The organism is Prevotella sp. HCN-7019 (assembly GCF_037890215.1).
In the GTDB taxonomy this organism is placed as follows: Bacteria; Bacteroidota; Bacteroidia; order Bacteroidales; family Bacteroidaceae; genus Prevotella.
On sequence record NZ_JBBKBO010000003.1, the window covers coordinates 384,765 to 401,641 of the forward strand.

A 16,877-nucleotide genomic window follows, 5' to 3' on the forward strand; every position below is an offset into this window, starting at 1 on the left:
CGAAATAATTTAACATCATTTCATTTTACTAACGCTCTGTATTACAAACAGATCAGTAAATAAGAAATAACAACCTGTCATCAGGCTGACTTATGTATTCTACAATCAGCCATCCGCTTCAGTTTATTTGGAAACATAATATTACCGACATCACCTGTATACCATACGTCAAGCTTTATACGCCCTGAAGATGTCCTTTTCCATTTCATGGACAATACGTTATCCCCTACTCTGATATTCTCAACATGAAGATATGACAACGTCGCTGGAAAGAAAGGTGATATCTCTATGACACCGCTTTCCTCATCAGGACTTATTCCGGCAAGTCCCGTCAACACGCTTTCCAGAAAAGTGGAATAAGACCATAACTGTGAAATATTGGAACAAAGCCCTGGCTGACACTCGGGAAACAAACCGAGACAGGTGTTTTCCAGATCGAAAACTCCTTTTGTTGTAAGCTGTAATAAATTCCATCCCAATTCTCCCTTACCGTATTTGAATGCCGCAACGGAACACAGATTGTTGTGCACCAGACCTACACCTTCATTTGTCTGGTCGGTATTTCGCCGGAATCGCCCTACCATTCCCCACGAAGAATTCACCCAGTATTTCTCAATCATATTCATTGCCGAAAGTCCCTTCTCGCCGGATGCAACTCCCGCACTCTGCGGAAACACCACACTCCAGAAATTGTAAGGTCTGGGCTCATTATTCTCGGTGAAAGCGCAATTCCATACAGACTCCTCATTGTTCCACCAGACATCGTTGAAGTGTTTTCTGTATTCGGCAGCTTTATCCTTGTACGACGGAGCCGCTGTATCATGCATTATATCTGCCATGATGGAGACTGCCTTCAAAGCAGTATATGTATATGATGCCGCCGAGAGTTCCTCCCAATCCGCCTTAAACTCTGATTCTTCCATCAGACCGTGTCCTTCTATAAATCCGTCCTTATCGGAATCGGCACCCGACAATATGTCTTTCAACAAGCTTGTGCACAAAGGATATACTTCCTCCAAAAAAGAAAGATCATGGCTCCACACATAATAATCAAGACATGCGGCAATCCACTGAGGCGAAACCTGTATGTGATCCCACCCGAGAAGTATCCCGTCACTACTGATTTCATGAGGTGCACGCATGTGTTCTTTGGTATATGCAGCCATCAACAATAATGTTTCTTTGACAATATCTTCAAAACCAGACGCCAACAGTCCGCGCACGGAAAAGCAGAAATCTGTTCCGAACAACCGAGGATATACAGGTACTCCGGCTCTGACAAAGGGTCTCTTGATATAAGGAGAATGATTGCATATATTCAGAAGGACATTCGCCTTTGCACAATAAAAAGCACCTGTCAGTCTGTAGTCTGAGCAATCAAAACGTACACCATCAAACAACTGCCGGTTATAATAATGCGATTTCTCTGCGTAAATATCATCATAACGGCCAGCAAGCTCATGGTACGTTCTCCTTACACCGGCAACATCACCTTTATTGTCTCCAACAATAAGCAACGGAAAAGATGTTACGGTTTTTCCGGATGGCACGCTGAGTTTATACTCAAGTTCCACCAACGAATCAGCCACCTGTCGGAAACCAGAAGTCTTACCGTTTCCTATCATAACCGCACCCACTTCATTGTATGCAATCACAGCATGGTTTTCGCGCGATATAGTTGTGTTGCATTTATGCTGATTCAGTCCTACACATCTCTGAGACGGACGTATATCCATACAAACAACAAAACGTAAGGTCAACAGACGTTCTGCGTTGCTTCTGTTCTCGATACTAAAAGTGGTGCATAATGCAGGATGGTTTTCTGCCACAACATCCCGGCGCAACACCTTGAGTCCGTCATTTTCAAATTCGAACTCAGCCGAGTAAAAGTTGTATTTGAAATTTACAGCTTTATTCAAACTCCACACACCCTTGTCTTCTTCGATTATGGAACAATCAATGGAAGATATCAGTTTTACCGGATGACACCATATTCCATGTTCGACATGAGCATATACGTCGTCGAAAAAAGAACCATTGATACAACCTGTCTCATACATGCTTTTACCGGACAATAGAAAAGCAGACTTGCCGTCAGACACAGACTTGTAATCTCTTGACAAAGTACCAATATTCAAAGTTTGCATAACGCTGTCTGCACTTAATGCATGAATATTATCTGTGCAACACAAGCAAAAACACATACAGATAATAAGTTGTCTGCAAAAGAACGATATATGTGACATCATGGTTTATTCTCTTTTTATACAATACAGCAATTACTTTCAGCAACCATCAGAATATTTTATCATGCCTGTTCAGAATAAAAATTCTGATAATGCTCAAACAGCATGAATATGTGGATAAAGTTACAAAAATAACACATACGAAAGGCTAATTATCGGCAGATAATTGCTTAGGGCATGAAATCATTACATTATAATAAAACCATAACACATGCAATAAAGAAACGATATTTCTATCAGACATAACAGTTCTGTCTATAGAACACGGTTTATATTTCCCATAATATGATACATCCACAATATAAATCCATATCCTCACAGTATTATTCCGCTTTTGTCTGTACCTTTAAAATAAAGACTTCGTCCTCATACAATACTTTGGGTCGGTGGCAATGCTGTGGGGATTGATTTCAATAAAAAATCAGCGGTTTCAATCATATATCGACATTGTTTCACACTGCTGAAATGAACACAATATGGGCCACTTACAGATTTTCAGCATCATGTGATTTTTTCGTTCGAGTTTTCTGTTCTACCCCAAAAATCCAGCGCGAATTTGCGCGCGGACTCTCCTTCGGATGCAAATTCTCGAAATATGAGAGGTTTTCTTAAAATACTGAACATCAAAGACTTATATTTAAGATATATTTCACCGGCATACAAAATGCACTGTTTCAGCATGCGATTAAGCCTATATCAGGGGCTGAAACGCACCATATCACACCATGATATGGGCGTAATCGGACCCTGAAACAGGCAAAATCAGAATGCAAGATGAACCATTCCGGAGCACACTACTGAGTATATGAGAAAAAGGTATGGGATGAAAGAGCCTTAACAATACGAAATATAACATATCCTTACATCTCTTTCACGATTTTATTTTGTCAAAATAAAGTCAAGAAAATCTGTAAGTCCGTCGCGAGAGTTTTCTTTAAAACCGCCGATATGACGCGCGAGGAGACACACGCGAAGCATGAGCCTTTATTGCGGTGAGAATTTATCGGTGTGACAATATGAGTATAGTGTTACGCGAGGACGTCGCTCGTCACTGATAATACTACTCGGTGTTATACGTGAATCTTCCTCCGTTCCATGTAGCGTCGTGAACAAAAGCCGACTCACACTGATATTATACAGCACCGCTTTACGATATATAATTTACGGATAAATACGTTTATCCGGTTAATAAAAAAAGGACCGCAATTTTTAGATTGCGATCCTTATATGGAATGTGAATCTGATGTTTCAGAATCTTATTCAGCCTTAGCTTCCTCTGCAGCTGTTGCTTCTGCAACGGGTGCCTCTGCAACTTCTTCAGCCTTTGAAGCAGATTTGCGGCTACGACGAGTCTTCTTGGCAGCCTTAGGAGTCTTAGCCATATTCTCATCGAAGTCTACAAGCTCGATAAATGCTATCGGAGCAGCGTCTCCTTTACGTGTACCGAGTTTGATAACACGTGTGTATCCTCCGGGACGATCGCCGATCTTTGCAGCAACTTCACCGAAAAGCTCTTTCAGAGCCTCTTTGTTCTGAAGATAACGGAATACAACACGACGAGAGTTTGTTGAGTCGTCCTTACTGCGGGTAAGCAGAGGCTCAACATATTTCTTCAAAGCCTTAGCCTTTGCGAGGGTCGTAGTGATTCTTTTGTGCATGATCAGCGAGATAGCCATGTTAGCAAGCATGGCCTGACGGTGAGATGCAGTACGACCCAGATGGTTGAATTTTTTATTATGTCTCATTTTGTTTGTTTCTTTTTACGATAAACCGGTTTGATTGCGGACACTTCCGTGCCCGCAATACATGGCCGGATTATTCTTTGTCTAATTTGTATTGAGAAATATCGGTTCCAAAAGACAGATTCAGACTCTCGAGCAAATCATCAAGCTCTGAAAGCGATTTCTTACCGAAGTTGCGGAACTTAAGGAGATCTGTCTTATTGTACTGTACAAGATCGCCGAGTGTTTCTACATCAGCAGCCTTAAGACAATTGAGGGCACGAACAGAGAGGTTCATGTCAACAAGCTTGGTCTTAAGCAACTGACGCATGTGAAGCACTTCCTCATCAAACTCCTGGTTTGTCTCATGATCAGGATTCTCAAGTGTGATCTTCTCGTCAGAGAACAACATGAAGTGATAGATAAGAATCTTAGCGGCTTCCTTAAGTGCATCTTTCGGACTTATGGAACCATCCGTACTAACTTCGAGAACCAGTTTGTCGTAGTCAGTTTTCTGTTCAACACGATACGGTTCAATCGAATATTTTACGTTACGGATAGGGGTGTAGATAGAATCGATTGGAATTACATTAACGTCAGTGCAGAATTCGCGATTCTCATCAGCAGGAACGTATCCACGTCCTTTGTTGATGGTCAGGTCTATCTGCATCGAAGCCTTGGCATCTAAATGACAAATCACCAAATCAGGGTTTAACACTTCAAATCCAGTCAGATACTTACCAATATCACCTGCTTTGAATTCTGTTGAATTCTCTACGGTGATACTAACTTTTTCGTTCTCGAATTCTTCTACTACTTGCTTGAATCTTACTTGTTTCAAATTCAAGATAATGTTGGTCACGTCTTCCTTCACGCCCGGAACTGATGAGAACTCATGCTCTACACCAGAGATACGCACTGTGTTGATGGCATATCCCTCAAGCGACGAAAGAAGTATGCGGCGCAGCGCATTACCTATGGTAACGCCGAAGCCAGGCTCAAGAGGACGAAATTCGAACTTGCCGAATTTATCGTTGGCCTCCAACATTACAACTTTGTCAGGTTTTTGAAATGCTAATATCGCCATTAATTTAATGATTTATTTAGAGTACAACTCAACGATTAACTGTTCCTTTATATTCTCAGGAATATCGGCACGCTCCGGTTTGTGCAGGAACTTGCCACTCTTGGTATTTGCATCCCACTCGATCCAAGGATATTTGCTGTGATTGAAACCAGCAAGAGCAGACTCAATAACTTCAAGAGACTTTGATTTTTCACGCACTCCTACTATCTGGCCTGGCTTAACTGAATATGAAGGTATGTTAACCACACTACCATCAACAACAATGTGCTTGTGACCTACCAGCTGACGGGCAGCGGCACGTGTGGGAGCAATACCCATACGGAACACAACATTGTCGAGACGGCTTTCAAGGTTCTGAAGAAGAACCTCACCGGTAATACCTTCGGCCTTGGCTGCCTTTTCAAACATATTACGGAACTGGCGCTCCAATACACCGTATGTGTATTTAGCCTTTTGCTTCTCTGCCAGCATGACAGCGTACTCAGACTGTTTTCTACGACGACTGTTGCCATGCTGTCCAGGAGGGAAGTTTCTCTTGGACAAAACTTTGTCTGCGCCGAAAATCGGCTCACCGAAACGACGCGCAATCTTAGATTTCGGACCTATATATTTAGCCATAATATTATAAAATGCTTTTTGTTTGTGTAACTTTGTTTGATAGCAGGAACTTATACCTTACGTCTCTTCGGAGGACGGCAACCATTATGTGGCAGCGGAGTAACGTCAACGATCTCTGTTACTTCAATTCCACTGCTGTGTACGCCACGGATTGCAGACTCACGTCCGTTTCCCGGACCTTTGACATAAGCCTTAACCTTACGCAAGCCAAGATCGTAAGCTACCTTTGCACAATCCTCTGCTGCCATCTGAGCTGCATACGGAGTGTTCTTCTTTGAGCCACGGAATCCCATCTTACCGGCTGAAGACCATGATATGATCTGTCCTTCGCTATTTGCTAAAGACACAATAATATTATTGAAAGAGCTATGAACATGAAGCTGCCCTATAGCGTCAACTTTCACATTTCTTTTTTTGGATGTTGCTGTTTTCTTTGCCATAATCTTTTTTAGTTAAAAGTTAAAAGTCAAAAGTTAAAAGGTTTGAGACATAGAATCTCCAAACTTTCAACTCCAAACTAAATTTTACTTAGTAGCTTTCTTCTTGTTAGCAACAGTCTTCTTCTTTCCTTTACGTGTACGGGCATTGTTTTTTGTGCTCTGACCGCGAACAGGAAGACCATTACGATGACGGATTCCACGATAGCAACCAATATCCATGAGTCGCTTGATGTTCATCTGGATCTCTGCACGGAGATCACCTTCAACTTTGAATTCAGCGCCGATAATTTCACGGATCTTGGAAGCCTGATCGTCTGTCCACTCGCTTACCTTCAGGTCGCGGCTGACACCGGCTTTATCCAATATCTTTGCTGAACTACTTCGACCTATACCATAAATATAAGTCAATGCGATTTCGCCACGCTTATTCTGGGGCAAATCTACTCCAACAATTCTTATTGCCATTGTTAATAATTAAATTAAAAAATTGATAATTTGTTTATTTTGAGTTTCAAGCAAGAAATTTCGCAATCTCTGCCTTATGTCTCTTTTTAATTAGCCCTGACGCATTTTATACTTAGGGTTCTTCTTGTTGATAACGAACAAGCGACCTTTACGACGTACGATCTTACAGTCGGGTGTGCGTTTCTTTAATGATGCTCTTGTTTTCATATCTGTGAGTTTATTTATATCTGAAAACTATTCGGCCCTTGGTCAAATCATAAGGGCTCATTTCCACTTTAACCTTATCTCCTGGCAGAATCTTGATGTAGTGCATTCTCATCTTTCCTGAGATATGCGCTATTATCTGAACACCGTTTTCGAGTTCTACTCTGAACATCGCGTTAGATAATGATTCTACAATTGTTCCGTCCTGTTCTATAGCAGATTGCTTTGCCATAATCTTGTACTGTCTTTCTTTTTAAATGTTATATTCCTTCAAATGTAGATAAAATTTCAGCATTGCCTCTTTGAATGGCAACGGTATGTTCAAAATGTGCTGCAGGTTTACCGTCTCGAGTACGTATTCCCCACTTGTCCGGCATCAGCATGATATCACGCGCTCCCATTGTTATCATTGGTTCAATCGCAATACACATACCAGCCTTTAGCAACACACCATGTCCTCGCATACCATAATTTGGTACTTGCGGATCCTCATGCATCTCACGTCCTATACCATGTCCTGTAAGTTCGCGAACAACGCCATACCCCATCTTAACACAATGGGACTGAACCGCATCTCCTATATCACCAACATGTTTTCCTGCAACTGCCTGAGAAATTCCCTTATAAAGGGCCTCCTTTGTTGTTTCAACTAACTTTCTGACCTCAGGAGCAACATCACCAACATAAAATGTATAGCAACTGTCTCCATTATAGCCATTAAGCAATGTTCCGCAATCTATAGAGATAATATCACCATCACGTAAGATGGTCTTTTCATCAGGTATTCCATGCACAACTACATCGTTGACAGAAGTACAGATGCTTGCAGGGAATGGCCCTCCAAATGGATTAGGGAAATTCTTGAAAGTAGGAATAGCTCCATGGTCTCTAATGAACTCCTCTGCGATTTTATCCAATTGAAGGGTCGTTACACCCGGTTTAATATGCTTTGCCAATTCCGCTAAGGTCTTACCAACAAGTTGGTTTGCCTCACGCATCAGCTGAATTTCATCCTCTGTCTTCAGAAATATTTTCATTTTCCAAAGAATAATCAATATGCAGAAACACCGCTATTACGAGTACGTCCTGAATTCAACAGTCCATCGTAATGACGCATTAGCAAATGACTCTCTATCTGCTGGAGTGTGTCTATAACAACTCCGACAAGAATCAGGAGTGAAGTTCCTCCGAAGAACTGAGAGAATTGCTGCTGCACATTGAGCAAACCTGCAAGAGCCGGCATTATTGCTATAAATGCAATGAAGATAGATCCAGGGAATGTTATACGAGACATGATTGTCTCAATATATTCTGCTGTATCCTTTCCCGGACGTATGCCTGGAATGAAACCATTATTGCGTTTCATATCCTCTGCCATCTGAGTCGGATTCAATGTGATAGCTGTGTAGAAGTATGTGAATGCTATGATGAGAACAACATAAACACAATTATACAACAAGCTACGGTTATCCATCAATGAACGAACCACCCACGATGCGTTATCACTCTGATACTGTACAATTGCAAGCGGAATAAACATCAATGCCTGTGCAAAAATGATAGGCATAACGTTAGCTGCGAACAGCTTAAGCGGAATATACTGACGTGCTCCTCCGTATTGTTTGTTTCCAACAAGACGTTTTGCATATTGTACTGGTATCTTGCGTGTTCCCTGCACCAAAAGAATTGCAGCGCACACAACTGCATACAGAATCAGTATTTCAACAATGAACATTACAAGACCACCACCAGCGATTGCATTAAGACGTGTTGCCACCTCCTGAATGAATGCCTGAGGAAATCTTGCAATAATACCTATCATAATGATCATTGAAACACCATTTCCGACACCTTTATCTGTAATGCGCTCTCCTAACCAGAGAACAAACATACTGCCTGCTGCAAGAATGACAGAAGCAGAAGCCATAAACACTGGCCAGGAAAGTCCTGATGCAAGAGCCTGAGAAGCCTGCGCCTTCAGGTTGAGAAGATAAGACGGTGCTTGGAAAAACAATATGGCTACAGTCAATATTCTGGTATACCAATTGATTTTCTTACGGCCACTTTCTCCTTCTCTTTGCATTTTCTGGAAATACGGAACCGCAATCGCCAGAAGCTGCATTACGATAGAAGCTGAGATGTATGGCATAATTCCAAGTGCAAAAATTGATGCATTGGAAAACGCACCACCGGAGAACATGTCCAGCAATGACATCAAACCGCCAGATGTTTGCGACTGTAATTTTTCCAACATGCTCGGATTGATACCAGGAAGTACCACAAACGAGCCAAAACGGTATATAGCCGTAAACAGGAGAGTAATGAGGAGTCGCTGACGCAAATCCTCAATTCTCCAACAGTTCTTCAGTGTCTCAATAAATTTTTTCATTGACCTAAATTATAGTTGTGTTACCACCAACTGCCTTGATTGCCTCTTCAGCAGTCTTCGAGAAAGCATTAGCCTCGACATCAAGTTTTGCCTTGAGTTCGCCGCTGCCAAGAATCTTAACAAGAACATTCTTCTTAACAAGATTTGCATCTCGAAGATCATTAAGACTAATCTTTGTAAGATTCTTTGCTTCAGCAAGGCTCTGCAGAACAGAAAGATTAACCGCAAAATATTCCTTGTGGTTAATATTCTTAAATCCTGCCTTAGGCACACGACGCTGGAGAGGCATCTGACCTCCTTCGAAACCTATCTTCTTCTTATAACCAGAACGAGCTTTTGCTCCTTTATGTCCGCGAGTAGAAGTTCCTCCTAATCCAGATCCTGGTCCACGACCAATACGGCGGCGAGAATGTGTAGAACCCTCGGCTGGTTTTAAAGTATTTAATTTCATAATTTTTTCTGCTTAAAGATTAATTATTCAACTACTGTTACCAGATGATGAACTTTTCGTATCATACCACGTATACTGGGCGTGTCCTCAACCTCGATCACCTGAGAGATCTTGTGCAGACCTAAAGACAAAAGAGTGCTCTTCTGTTCTTTATTGGCGCCGATACGGCTCTTTATCTGTTTTACCTTTATTGTTGCCATTGTAATTCTCCTTATCCGTTAAAAACTTTTTCCATACTGATACCACGAACACCTGCGATAGTGTAAGCATCACGTACCTGTGTGAGAGCCTCTATTGTTGCCTTAACCAAGTTATGAGGATTTGAAGAACCTTTAGATTTAGCAAGAACGTCCTTTACGCCAACGCTATCAAGAACAGCACGCATAGCACCACCAGCTACAAGTCCTGTACCGGCTGCAGCAGGTCTCATGAATACATGCGAACCACCATAACGAGCTTCTACCTCGTGAGGTATTGTTCCCTTTACAAGTGCAACTTTAACAAGGTTCTTCTTTGCAGCTTCAACGCCTTTGGAGATTGCTGCTGTAACTTCACCAGCCTTACCAAGGCCGTAGCCGATAACGCCTTTTCCGTCACCAACAACGACAATAGCAGCAAAAGTGAAGGTGCGTCCACCCTTTGTTACTTTCGTAACTCGGTTAATGGCCACCAAACGGTCTTTCAACTCAACGTCATTATATACTTTAACTTTATTCATTGCCATAATCGTTTAAAATTTAAGACCACCTTTACGAGCAGCATCAGCTAATTCCTTAACGCGTCCGTGATAAAGATAACCGTTACGGTCGAAAACAACAGCAGTGATTCCTGCAGCCTGTGCATTTGCAGCTACCATCTCGCCAACTTTAGCAGCCTGCTGAATTTTAGGCATTTTCTCAAGTCCAAGAGAAGATGCAGATGCAAGAGTCGTTCCGGTCAAATCGTTTATAACCTGTGCATAAATCTGTTTGTTGCTGCGGAACACACTCAGACGAGGGCGCTCTGCAGTTCCATTTACACGCTTACGAATTCTATATTTAATTTTTATTCGTCTTTCTACTTTCTTTGTTGTCATAATCGTAAATTTTAAAAGATTACTTAGCAGAAGCTGACTTACCAGATTTTCTGCGGATGACTTCGCCTTTGAAGAGGATACCTTTACCTTTATATGGCTCCGGCTTACGGAAAGTACGAATTTTTGCACAAATAAGGCCAATCAACTGCTTGTCGCAAGACTCTAACATCAATAACGGATTCTGGTTTCTCTCACTCTTTGTCTCAACCTTAACCTCCTTCGGAAGTTCAAGGAAGATCGGGTGTGTATAACCCAAAGAGAATTCAATCACGTTACCCTGATTGGAAACACGATATCCGACACCTACAAGTTCCAGAGTTTTCTTATATCCCTCACTGACTCCAACTACCATGTTGTTAACCAAAGCACGGTACAGACCATGATATGCCTGCTTCTGCTTGTAGTTAACCGGGCTGTTTTCATCAACCTCAAATATAATCTCACCGTCTGCGATCTTAACAATGATGGAAGAATCTATTTTCTGAGAAAGTTCACCTTTAGGTCCCTTTACAGTAACAACCCCATCAGCCATAGCAACATTTACTCCTGCGGGGATTTTAATTGGTAATTTTCCTATTCTTGACATAATAAATCCTCCAATTAATAAACATAGCAAAGAACCTCACCACCTACTTTAAGAGCAGCAGCTTCCTTGTCTGTCATTACACCCTTGGATGTAGATAAAATTGCTATACCTAATCCGTTAATAACTCTCGGCATGTTCTTATAACCAGTATACTTACGAAGACCTGGTGTAGAAACACGTTTCAACGACTTGATTGCGTTGACTTTGGTTGCAGGATCATACTTCAATGCAACCTTGATTGTACCTTGAGGACCATCTTCTATGAACTTGTAGTTCAAGATGTATCCTTTCTCGAAGAGGATCTTAGTAATCTCTTTCTTCAAGTTTGACGCAGGAACTTCAACGACACGATGATGTGCCATGATTGCGTTTCTGAGTCTTGTCAGATAATCTGCTATTGGATCTGTCATATTATATAAAATTTTAATTAATCGGGACTACCCCGACAATATTAAATAAATTACCAGCTTGCCTTTTTAACGCCAGGTATAAGACCTGCAGAAGCCATCTCACGGAACTGTATACGTGACAATCCGAACTGACGGATATATCCTTTCGGACGACCGGTGATCTTACAACGGTTGTGCAAACGAATAGGATTAGCGTTCTTCGGAATAGACTGCAGTTTACGTGCTGCCTCATATGCCTCTGCGGGATCTTCTGTCGTAGCGATAACCTTCTTAAGAGCCGCACGTTTCGCAGCATAACGGGCAACCATCTTCGCACGCTTTACCTCGCGAGCCTTCATTGATTCTTTTGCCATATTGCTTAATCGTTTTTAGCGTTTTTGAAAGGAAGGCCAAATGCTTTAAGAAGAGCATAGCCCTCTTCATCTGTCTGAGCTGTTGTCACGAATGTGATGTTCATTCCCTGGATGCGGTCGATAGCATCGATATTGATTTCAGGGAAGATTATCTGCTCCTGAATACCAAGAGTATAATTTCCACGACCGTCGAACTTGCTCTCAATACCCTTGAAGTCACGGATACGTGGCAAGGCTATACGTACAAGTTTCTCGAGGAATTCATACATACGCTCGCGACGAAGTGTAACCATAACACCAATAGGCATCTTCTTACGAAGTTTGAAGTTTGCTATATCCTTCTTTGAATAAGTAGCAACTGCCTTCTGACCAGTAATGGCTGTGATCTCATTAATAGCAACATCGATAATCTTCTTATCCTGTGTTGCATCACCCAATCCCTGATTAATAACGATCTTCTTCAGGACAGGAACCTGCATTGATGAAGAATAGTTGAACTGTTTCTTCAATGCCGGAGCAATGCTCTCAACATAGACTTTCTTTAACTGTGCTGTATCCATTATTTGATTTCCTCCCCTGACTTTTTAGCGATACGAACTTTCTTGCCCTCATCGTTCTTCTTTATGGCAATACGTGTCGGTTTGCCGCTTTTCGGATCGATCAGGCTCAAATTAGAGACATGTATCGAAGCCTCCTGCTTGATGATACCGCCCTGAGGGTTCTTTGCAGAGGGCTTTGTGCTCTTAGAGACCATATTCACACCTTCTACAATGGCGCGATTCTTGTCAACCAAGACTTTGAGCACCTTACCAGTCTTGCCCTTGTCCTCACCGGCAAGAACATAGACTGTGTCGTTTTTCTTTATATGTAACTTACTCATTTCTAAATCTTATTTTAAATTATAGAACCTCAGGTGCCAAAGAAACGACTTTCATATTAACAGCGCGCAATTCACGTGCTACAGGGCCGAAGATACGGCTACCACGAAGTTCTCCCGCATTATTAAGCAGCACACATGCGTTATCATCAAAGCGGATATATGAACCATCCGGACGACGGATTTCCTTCTTTGTGCGAACAATCAAAGCCTTAGATACTGCACCCTTTTTCAAATCACTTGATGGGATAACGTTCTTGACAGCAACGACAATAACGTCACCAACACTTGCATAACGGCGGCGTGTTCCACCCAATACGCGAATGCAAAGAGCTTCACGTGCGCCGCTGTTATCACATACTGTAAGTCTTGATTCTGCTTGTATCATAATTACTTAGCTTTTTCAGTTATTTGAACTAATCTCCATCTCTTTGTCTTACTCAAAGGACGTGTTTCCATGATGAGTACAGTATCACCAAGATTTGCCTCATTGTTCTCATCATGAACATGGTATTTCTTTGTTTTCTGAACAAATTTACCATAAATAGGGTGCATCTCCTTGAACTTAGCTGCAATAACAATGGTTTTATCCATTTTGTTGCTTATAACCACACCCTGTCTTGTTTTTCTTAAATTTCTTGTTTCCATCTGGACCATTGTTATTTGTTAAGTTCTCTCTGACGGATTTCGGTTTTCAGACGTGCGATATCACGACGTGCAGCCTTAATCTGTGATGGATTCTCAAGAGGAGAAATCGTATGGTTAAGCTTCAGCTGATTCAAGCGAGCTACCTCTGTCTCCAACTTCTCATTCAGAGACTTGACATCCAAGTCTTTCAATTCTTTCATCTTCATAGTTTAAGCGTTTTTATCGTAATCACGTCTAACAACAAACTTAGTCTTTACCGGCAGTTTCTGAGCTGCGAGACGAAGAGCCTCTTTTGCAACATCAAAACTTACACCTTCCACTTCAAAGAGGATACGACCCGGTGTAACCGGTGCCACCCATCCTGCAGGATCACCTTTACCTTTACCCATTCGGACATCAGCAGGTTTGCGGGTGATTGGTTTATCCGGGAATATTCTGATCCATACCTGACCTTCACGCTGCATGTAGCGGTTCACTGCCACACGAGCAGCTTCTATCTGACGGCTGTCAATCCATTTTGCCTCAAGTGTTTTGATGCCAAATGATCCGAAAGCCAGCTGTGTGCCTCTGTGAGCGTTGCCTTTATTGCCACGTCCATCTTGAGGTCTTCTATATTTTACTCTTTTTGGCTGTAACATGATAGTTTCTTACTTTTAACGGTTATTGTTTCTCTTGCGATTACCGCGGTTACCACGACCGCTATTAGAACCACCATTCTGCTTCTCCTGTGTAAAGTTAGGAGTCAAATCGCGCTCTCCATAAACCTCACCTCTGCAGATCCAAACCTTGATTCCAAGGAGTCCTACTTTGGTAAGTGCCTCAGCCTGACAGTAGTCGATATCAGCACGGAATGTATGCAAAGGAGTTCTTCCTTCCTTGTACATTTCCTTACGTGCCATTTCTGCACCATTCAGACGTCCGGTGATCTGTATTTTCACACCTTCGGCACCAGCACGCATTGTATTTTGTATAGCCATTTTGATAGCACGACGATAAGCGATTTTACCTTCAACCTGACGTGCAATGTTGTTTGCAACAATGTTTGCATCAAGTTCAGGCTTCTTCACTTCGAAGATGTTGATCTGGATGTCCTTCTTATAGAGTTTCTTCAACTCTTCTTTCAGTTTGTCGACATCCTGTCCACCCTTACCAATGACGATACCAGGACGAGCTGTGCAGATTGTAATTGTGATGAGTTTCAATGTACGCTCTATTACAATCTTTGAAACACTGGCCTTAGCCAGACGCTCATTAAGGTATTTACGTATTTTGCGGTCTTCAACCAGATTGTCACCGAAGTTTTTGCCTCCGAACCAATTGGAATCCCAACCACGGATAATACCCAAACGATTGCTTATTGGATTAACTTTCTGTCCCATTCTGCTATTTATTTTTCGTCATTAGTTTTGGAATCAACAAACAGTGTAACGTGATTGCTGCGCTTGCGAATACGATAGCCACGTCCCTGCGGAGCCGGTCTCATGCGCTTCATAGTAACACCTTCATCAACGAAGACTTTAGAAATGTAAAGTTCGCCGTCTTCTGCCTTGCGGTCATTTTTTGCTTCCCAGTTAGCGATGGCCGAGCGTAACAGTTTCTCAACGTCGGCGGCAGCCTGCTTCTTGGAGAATCTCAGTACTCCCAGTGCGCGATTAACCTCCATACCACGAACCATGTCAACGACATAGCGCATTTTACGTGGTGAAGAAGGAACGCCTTTGAGCTTTGCGAAGTACAAATTCTTAAGGGCCTCTTTTCTTTTTTCAGCCGCTATATGTTTTCTTGCTCCCATTATTATTTCTTTGTTTTAAATGGTTTTAACCCGCTTACTTTCTATTTCCGGCGTGTCCACCGAACTTACGTGTGGGAGAGAACTCTCCGAGTTTATGACCCACCATATTCTCAGTAATGTAAACAGGGATAAATTTATTTCCGTTATGAACTGCAACAGTGTGTCCCACGAAATCCGGGGAAATCATTGATGCTCTGGCCCATGTCTTAACAACAGTCTTTTTGCCACTTTCATTCATGGCAAGAATCTTCTTCTCCAAAGAGACGTTGATATATGGACCTTTTTTTAATGAACGACTCATAATTTACTCTTGTTAACTAAAATTATTTACTAGCTCTTTCGATGATATACTTGTTAGAAAGTTTCTTCGGTGCGCGTGTCTTGAGACCCTTAGCATAAAGACCCTTACGTGAGCGTGGGTGTCCTCCAGACTGACGACCTTCACCACCACCCATCGGGTGATCAACAGGGTTCATAACAACACCACGGTTGTGCGGACGACGACCAAGCCAGCGTGAACGTCCAGCCTTACCGGACTGTTCAAGAGCGTGATCTGAGTTTCCGACGCTACCTACAGTTGCCTTACAAGCACTCAGAATCTGGCGTGTTTCACCAGAAGGGAGCTTAATCACACAATAACTGCCTTCACGAGAAGTCAATTGAGCAAAATTACCAGCCGAACGAACGAGCAATGCACCCTGTCCCGGACGTAATTCGATGTTGTGAATTACAGTACCTACAGGAATGTTTGCCAAAGGAAGAGCATTACCAACTTCAGGAGCAGCATCAGCGCCTGACATCAGTTTTGCACCCACCTGCAGTCCATTAGGAGCAATAATGTAACGTTTTTCACCATCAGCATAAAACAACAAAGCAATACGAGCCGAACGGTTCGGATCGTATTCTATTGTCTTAACTACAGCTGGAACACCATCTTTCTCACGTTTAAAGTCGATCAGACGATACTTTCTCTTATGACCGCCGCCTTTGTAGCGAACAGTCATTTTTCCGGTGTTGTTTCGACCACCGGTAGAGCGTTTACCGAAAACGAGAGACTTCTCTGGCACGGATGCAGTAATCTCCTCGAACGTGCCAATAACTTTGTGTCTTTGTCCCGGAGTAACCGGTTTAAATTTACGTACTGCCATTTTTTATTTAAATATTGCTGTAAAAATCGATTGAATCGCCCTCTTTCAGAGTAACGATAGCTTTTTTGTATGCGTTCTTCTGTCCTTTGATAAGACCGGCACGTGTATAACGGCTCATGCGCTTACCAGCGTAACGCATTGTGTTCACGTCTATCACTGTAACGTTGTACAGACTTTCGACTTCACTCTTAATCTCATACTTATTGGCATCAGGACGTACGATGAAACCATATTTGGCCTCAGCCTTCTTTGTTCTGGTCTCGCCCTTCACCTTATAAGATTTCTCTACAGAAGACTTGTCTGTCATTTTGGTCATCTTCTCAGTGACCAATGGTTTTATGATAATTGCCATATTGCTATTGTCTCC

28 protein-coding genes are annotated in these 16,877 nt (G+C 42.2%); all 28 read right to left on the bottom strand.

Features of this window, described 5'->3' with window-relative positions; translation table 11 throughout:
• Positions 1-80: 80 nt before the first annotated feature.
• Positions 81-2,147: a GH116 family glycosyl hydrolase gene (locus WKT13_RS06565; RefSeq protein WP_340323318.1), complete on the bottom strand. Its 2,067-nt coding sequence runs from the start codon at positions 2,145-2,147 to the stop codon at positions 81-83.
• A 1,355-nt stretch (positions 2,148-3,502) separates the two neighbouring features.
• The gene (gene rplQ / locus WKT13_RS06570; RefSeq protein ID WP_298580809.1) at positions 3,503-3,991 is read right to left on the bottom strand and encodes a 50S ribosomal protein L17; all 489 of its coding nucleotides are present in this window, start codon (positions 3,989-3,991) and stop codon (positions 3,503-3,505) included.
• 70 nt (positions 3,992-4,061) lie between these two features.
• Complete coding sequence (locus WKT13_RS06575; RefSeq protein WP_298619357.1) at positions 4,062-5,054, bottom strand: DNA-directed RNA polymerase subunit alpha; 993 nt, start codon at positions 5,052-5,054, stop codon at positions 4,062-4,064.
• Between the two features lie 12 nt (positions 5,055-5,066).
• Positions 5,067-5,672 (bottom strand): 30S ribosomal protein S4, encoded by a 606-nt coding sequence (rpsD, locus tag WKT13_RS06580; protein ID WP_298619355.1) that lies wholly within the window; start codon positions 5,670-5,672, stop codon positions 5,067-5,069.
• A 50-nt stretch (positions 5,673-5,722) separates the two neighbouring features.
• The gene (gene rpsK, locus WKT13_RS06585; protein ID WP_021992990.1) at positions 5,723-6,112 is read right to left on the bottom strand and encodes a 30S ribosomal protein S11; all 390 of its coding nucleotides are present in this window, start codon (positions 6,110-6,112) and stop codon (positions 5,723-5,725) included.
• 84 nt (positions 6,113-6,196) lie between these two features.
• Positions 6,197-6,577, bottom strand: a complete 381-nt coding sequence (rpsM, locus tag WKT13_RS06590) for a 30S ribosomal protein S13 (RefSeq protein WP_021992989.1) — start codon at positions 6,575-6,577, stop codon at positions 6,197-6,199.
• Positions 6,578-6,667: 90 nt separating this feature from the next.
• Positions 6,668-6,784 carry a 50S ribosomal protein L36 gene (gene rpmJ / locus WKT13_RS06595; protein ID WP_009160995.1) on the bottom strand — a complete coding sequence of 39 codons (117 nt, stop codon included), beginning with the start codon at positions 6,782-6,784 and terminating at the stop codon, positions 6,668-6,670.
• Positions 6,785-6,794: 10 nt separating this feature from the next.
• Entirely contained in the window at positions 6,795-7,013 is a 219-nt protein-coding gene (infA, locus tag WKT13_RS06600; protein WP_004341775.1) for a translation initiation factor IF-1, read from the bottom strand.
• Between the two features lie 28 nt (positions 7,014-7,041).
• Positions 7,042-7,818 (bottom strand): type I methionyl aminopeptidase, encoded by a 777-nt coding sequence (gene map, locus WKT13_RS06605; protein ID WP_298619353.1) that lies wholly within the window; start codon positions 7,816-7,818, stop codon positions 7,042-7,044.
• Positions 7,819-7,832: 14 nt separating this feature from the next.
• Positions 7,833-9,170 (bottom strand): preprotein translocase subunit SecY, encoded by a 1,338-nt coding sequence (gene secY / locus WKT13_RS06610; protein WP_298619351.1) that lies wholly within the window; start codon positions 9,168-9,170, stop codon positions 7,833-7,835.
• 4 nt (positions 9,171-9,174) lie between these two features.
• Positions 9,175-9,621, bottom strand: a complete 447-nt coding sequence (rplO, locus tag WKT13_RS06615; protein WP_340323319.1) for a 50S ribosomal protein L15 — start codon at positions 9,619-9,621, stop codon at positions 9,175-9,177.
• A 23-nt stretch (positions 9,622-9,644) separates the two neighbouring features.
• The gene (gene rpmD / locus WKT13_RS06620; RefSeq protein ID WP_298619346.1) at positions 9,645-9,821 is read right to left on the bottom strand and encodes a 50S ribosomal protein L30; all 177 of its coding nucleotides are present in this window, start codon (positions 9,819-9,821) and stop codon (positions 9,645-9,647) included.
• Positions 9,822-9,832: 11 nt separating this feature from the next.
• On the bottom strand, positions 9,833-10,345 hold the full coding sequence (gene rpsE, locus WKT13_RS06625) for a 30S ribosomal protein S5 (protein WP_298619344.1): 513 nt from the start codon (positions 10,343-10,345) through the stop codon (positions 9,833-9,835).
• A gap of 6 nt (positions 10,346-10,351) precedes the next feature.
• On the bottom strand, positions 10,352-10,696 hold the full coding sequence (gene rplR / locus WKT13_RS06630; RefSeq protein ID WP_294459546.1) for a 50S ribosomal protein L18: 345 nt from the start codon (positions 10,694-10,696) through the stop codon (positions 10,352-10,354).
• Between the two features lie 19 nt (positions 10,697-10,715).
• Positions 10,716-11,282, bottom strand: coding sequence for a 50S ribosomal protein L6 (gene rplF / locus WKT13_RS06635; RefSeq protein WP_298619342.1), 567 nt, complete (start codon positions 11,280-11,282; stop codon positions 10,716-10,718).
• 14 nt (positions 11,283-11,296) lie between these two features.
• Positions 11,297-11,692 (bottom strand): 30S ribosomal protein S8, encoded by a 396-nt coding sequence (gene rpsH / locus WKT13_RS06640; protein WP_021992981.1) that lies wholly within the window; start codon positions 11,690-11,692, stop codon positions 11,297-11,299.
• A gap of 50 nt (positions 11,693-11,742) precedes the next feature.
• On the bottom strand, positions 11,743-12,045 hold the full coding sequence (rpsN, locus tag WKT13_RS06645) for a 30S ribosomal protein S14 (protein ID WP_298619340.1): 303 nt from the start codon (positions 12,043-12,045) through the stop codon (positions 11,743-11,745).
• Between the two features lie 5 nt (positions 12,046-12,050).
• Complete coding sequence (gene rplE / locus WKT13_RS06650; protein WP_021992979.1) at positions 12,051-12,605, bottom strand: 50S ribosomal protein L5; 555 nt, start codon at positions 12,603-12,605, stop codon at positions 12,051-12,053.
• On the bottom strand, positions 12,605-12,925 hold the full coding sequence (gene rplX, locus WKT13_RS06655; protein ID WP_298619338.1) for a 50S ribosomal protein L24: 321 nt from the start codon (positions 12,923-12,925) through the stop codon (positions 12,605-12,607). The genes rplE and rplX overlap by 1 nt, the downstream gene beginning before the upstream one ends.
• A 19-nt stretch (positions 12,926-12,944) precedes the next feature.
• Positions 12,945-13,310, bottom strand: a complete 366-nt coding sequence (rplN, locus tag WKT13_RS06660) for a 50S ribosomal protein L14 (protein WP_021992977.1) — start codon at positions 13,308-13,310, stop codon at positions 12,945-12,947.
• Between the two features lie 2 nt (positions 13,311-13,312).
• A complete protein-coding gene (rpsQ, locus tag WKT13_RS06665) occupies positions 13,313-13,579 on the bottom strand; it encodes a 30S ribosomal protein S17 (protein WP_298619336.1) in 267 nt (88 codons plus the stop codon).
• Between the two features lie 2 nt (positions 13,580-13,581).
• Positions 13,582-13,776 (bottom strand): 50S ribosomal protein L29, encoded by a 195-nt coding sequence (gene rpmC / locus WKT13_RS06670; protein ID WP_298619333.1) that lies wholly within the window; start codon positions 13,774-13,776, stop codon positions 13,582-13,584.
• A 3-nt stretch (positions 13,777-13,779) separates the two neighbouring features.
• Positions 13,780-14,208, bottom strand: a complete 429-nt coding sequence (gene rplP, locus WKT13_RS06675; RefSeq protein ID WP_021992974.1) for a 50S ribosomal protein L16 — start codon at positions 14,206-14,208, stop codon at positions 13,780-13,782.
• A 15-nt stretch (positions 14,209-14,223) separates the two neighbouring features.
• Positions 14,224-14,949, bottom strand: a complete 726-nt coding sequence (rpsC, locus tag WKT13_RS06680) for a 30S ribosomal protein S3 (protein WP_298619331.1) — start codon at positions 14,947-14,949, stop codon at positions 14,224-14,226.
• 8 nt (positions 14,950-14,957) lie between these two features.
• Entirely contained in the window at positions 14,958-15,362 is a 405-nt protein-coding gene (gene rplV, locus WKT13_RS06685) for a 50S ribosomal protein L22 (protein WP_068857238.1), read from the bottom strand.
• A 34-nt stretch (positions 15,363-15,396) separates the two neighbouring features.
• Positions 15,397-15,663 carry a 30S ribosomal protein S19 gene (gene rpsS / locus WKT13_RS06690; RefSeq protein WP_021992971.1) on the bottom strand — a complete coding sequence of 89 codons (267 nt, stop codon included), beginning with the start codon at positions 15,661-15,663 and terminating at the stop codon, positions 15,397-15,399.
• A 22-nt stretch (positions 15,664-15,685) separates the two neighbouring features.
• Complete coding sequence (gene rplB, locus WKT13_RS06695; RefSeq protein ID WP_298619328.1) at positions 15,686-16,510, bottom strand: 50S ribosomal protein L2; 825 nt, start codon at positions 16,508-16,510, stop codon at positions 15,686-15,688.
• Positions 16,511-16,517: 7 nt separating this feature from the next.
• Entirely contained in the window at positions 16,518-16,862 is a 345-nt protein-coding gene (gene rplW / locus WKT13_RS06700; RefSeq protein ID WP_298619326.1) for a 50S ribosomal protein L23, read from the bottom strand.
• Positions 16,863-16,877 lie beyond the last annotated feature (15 nt).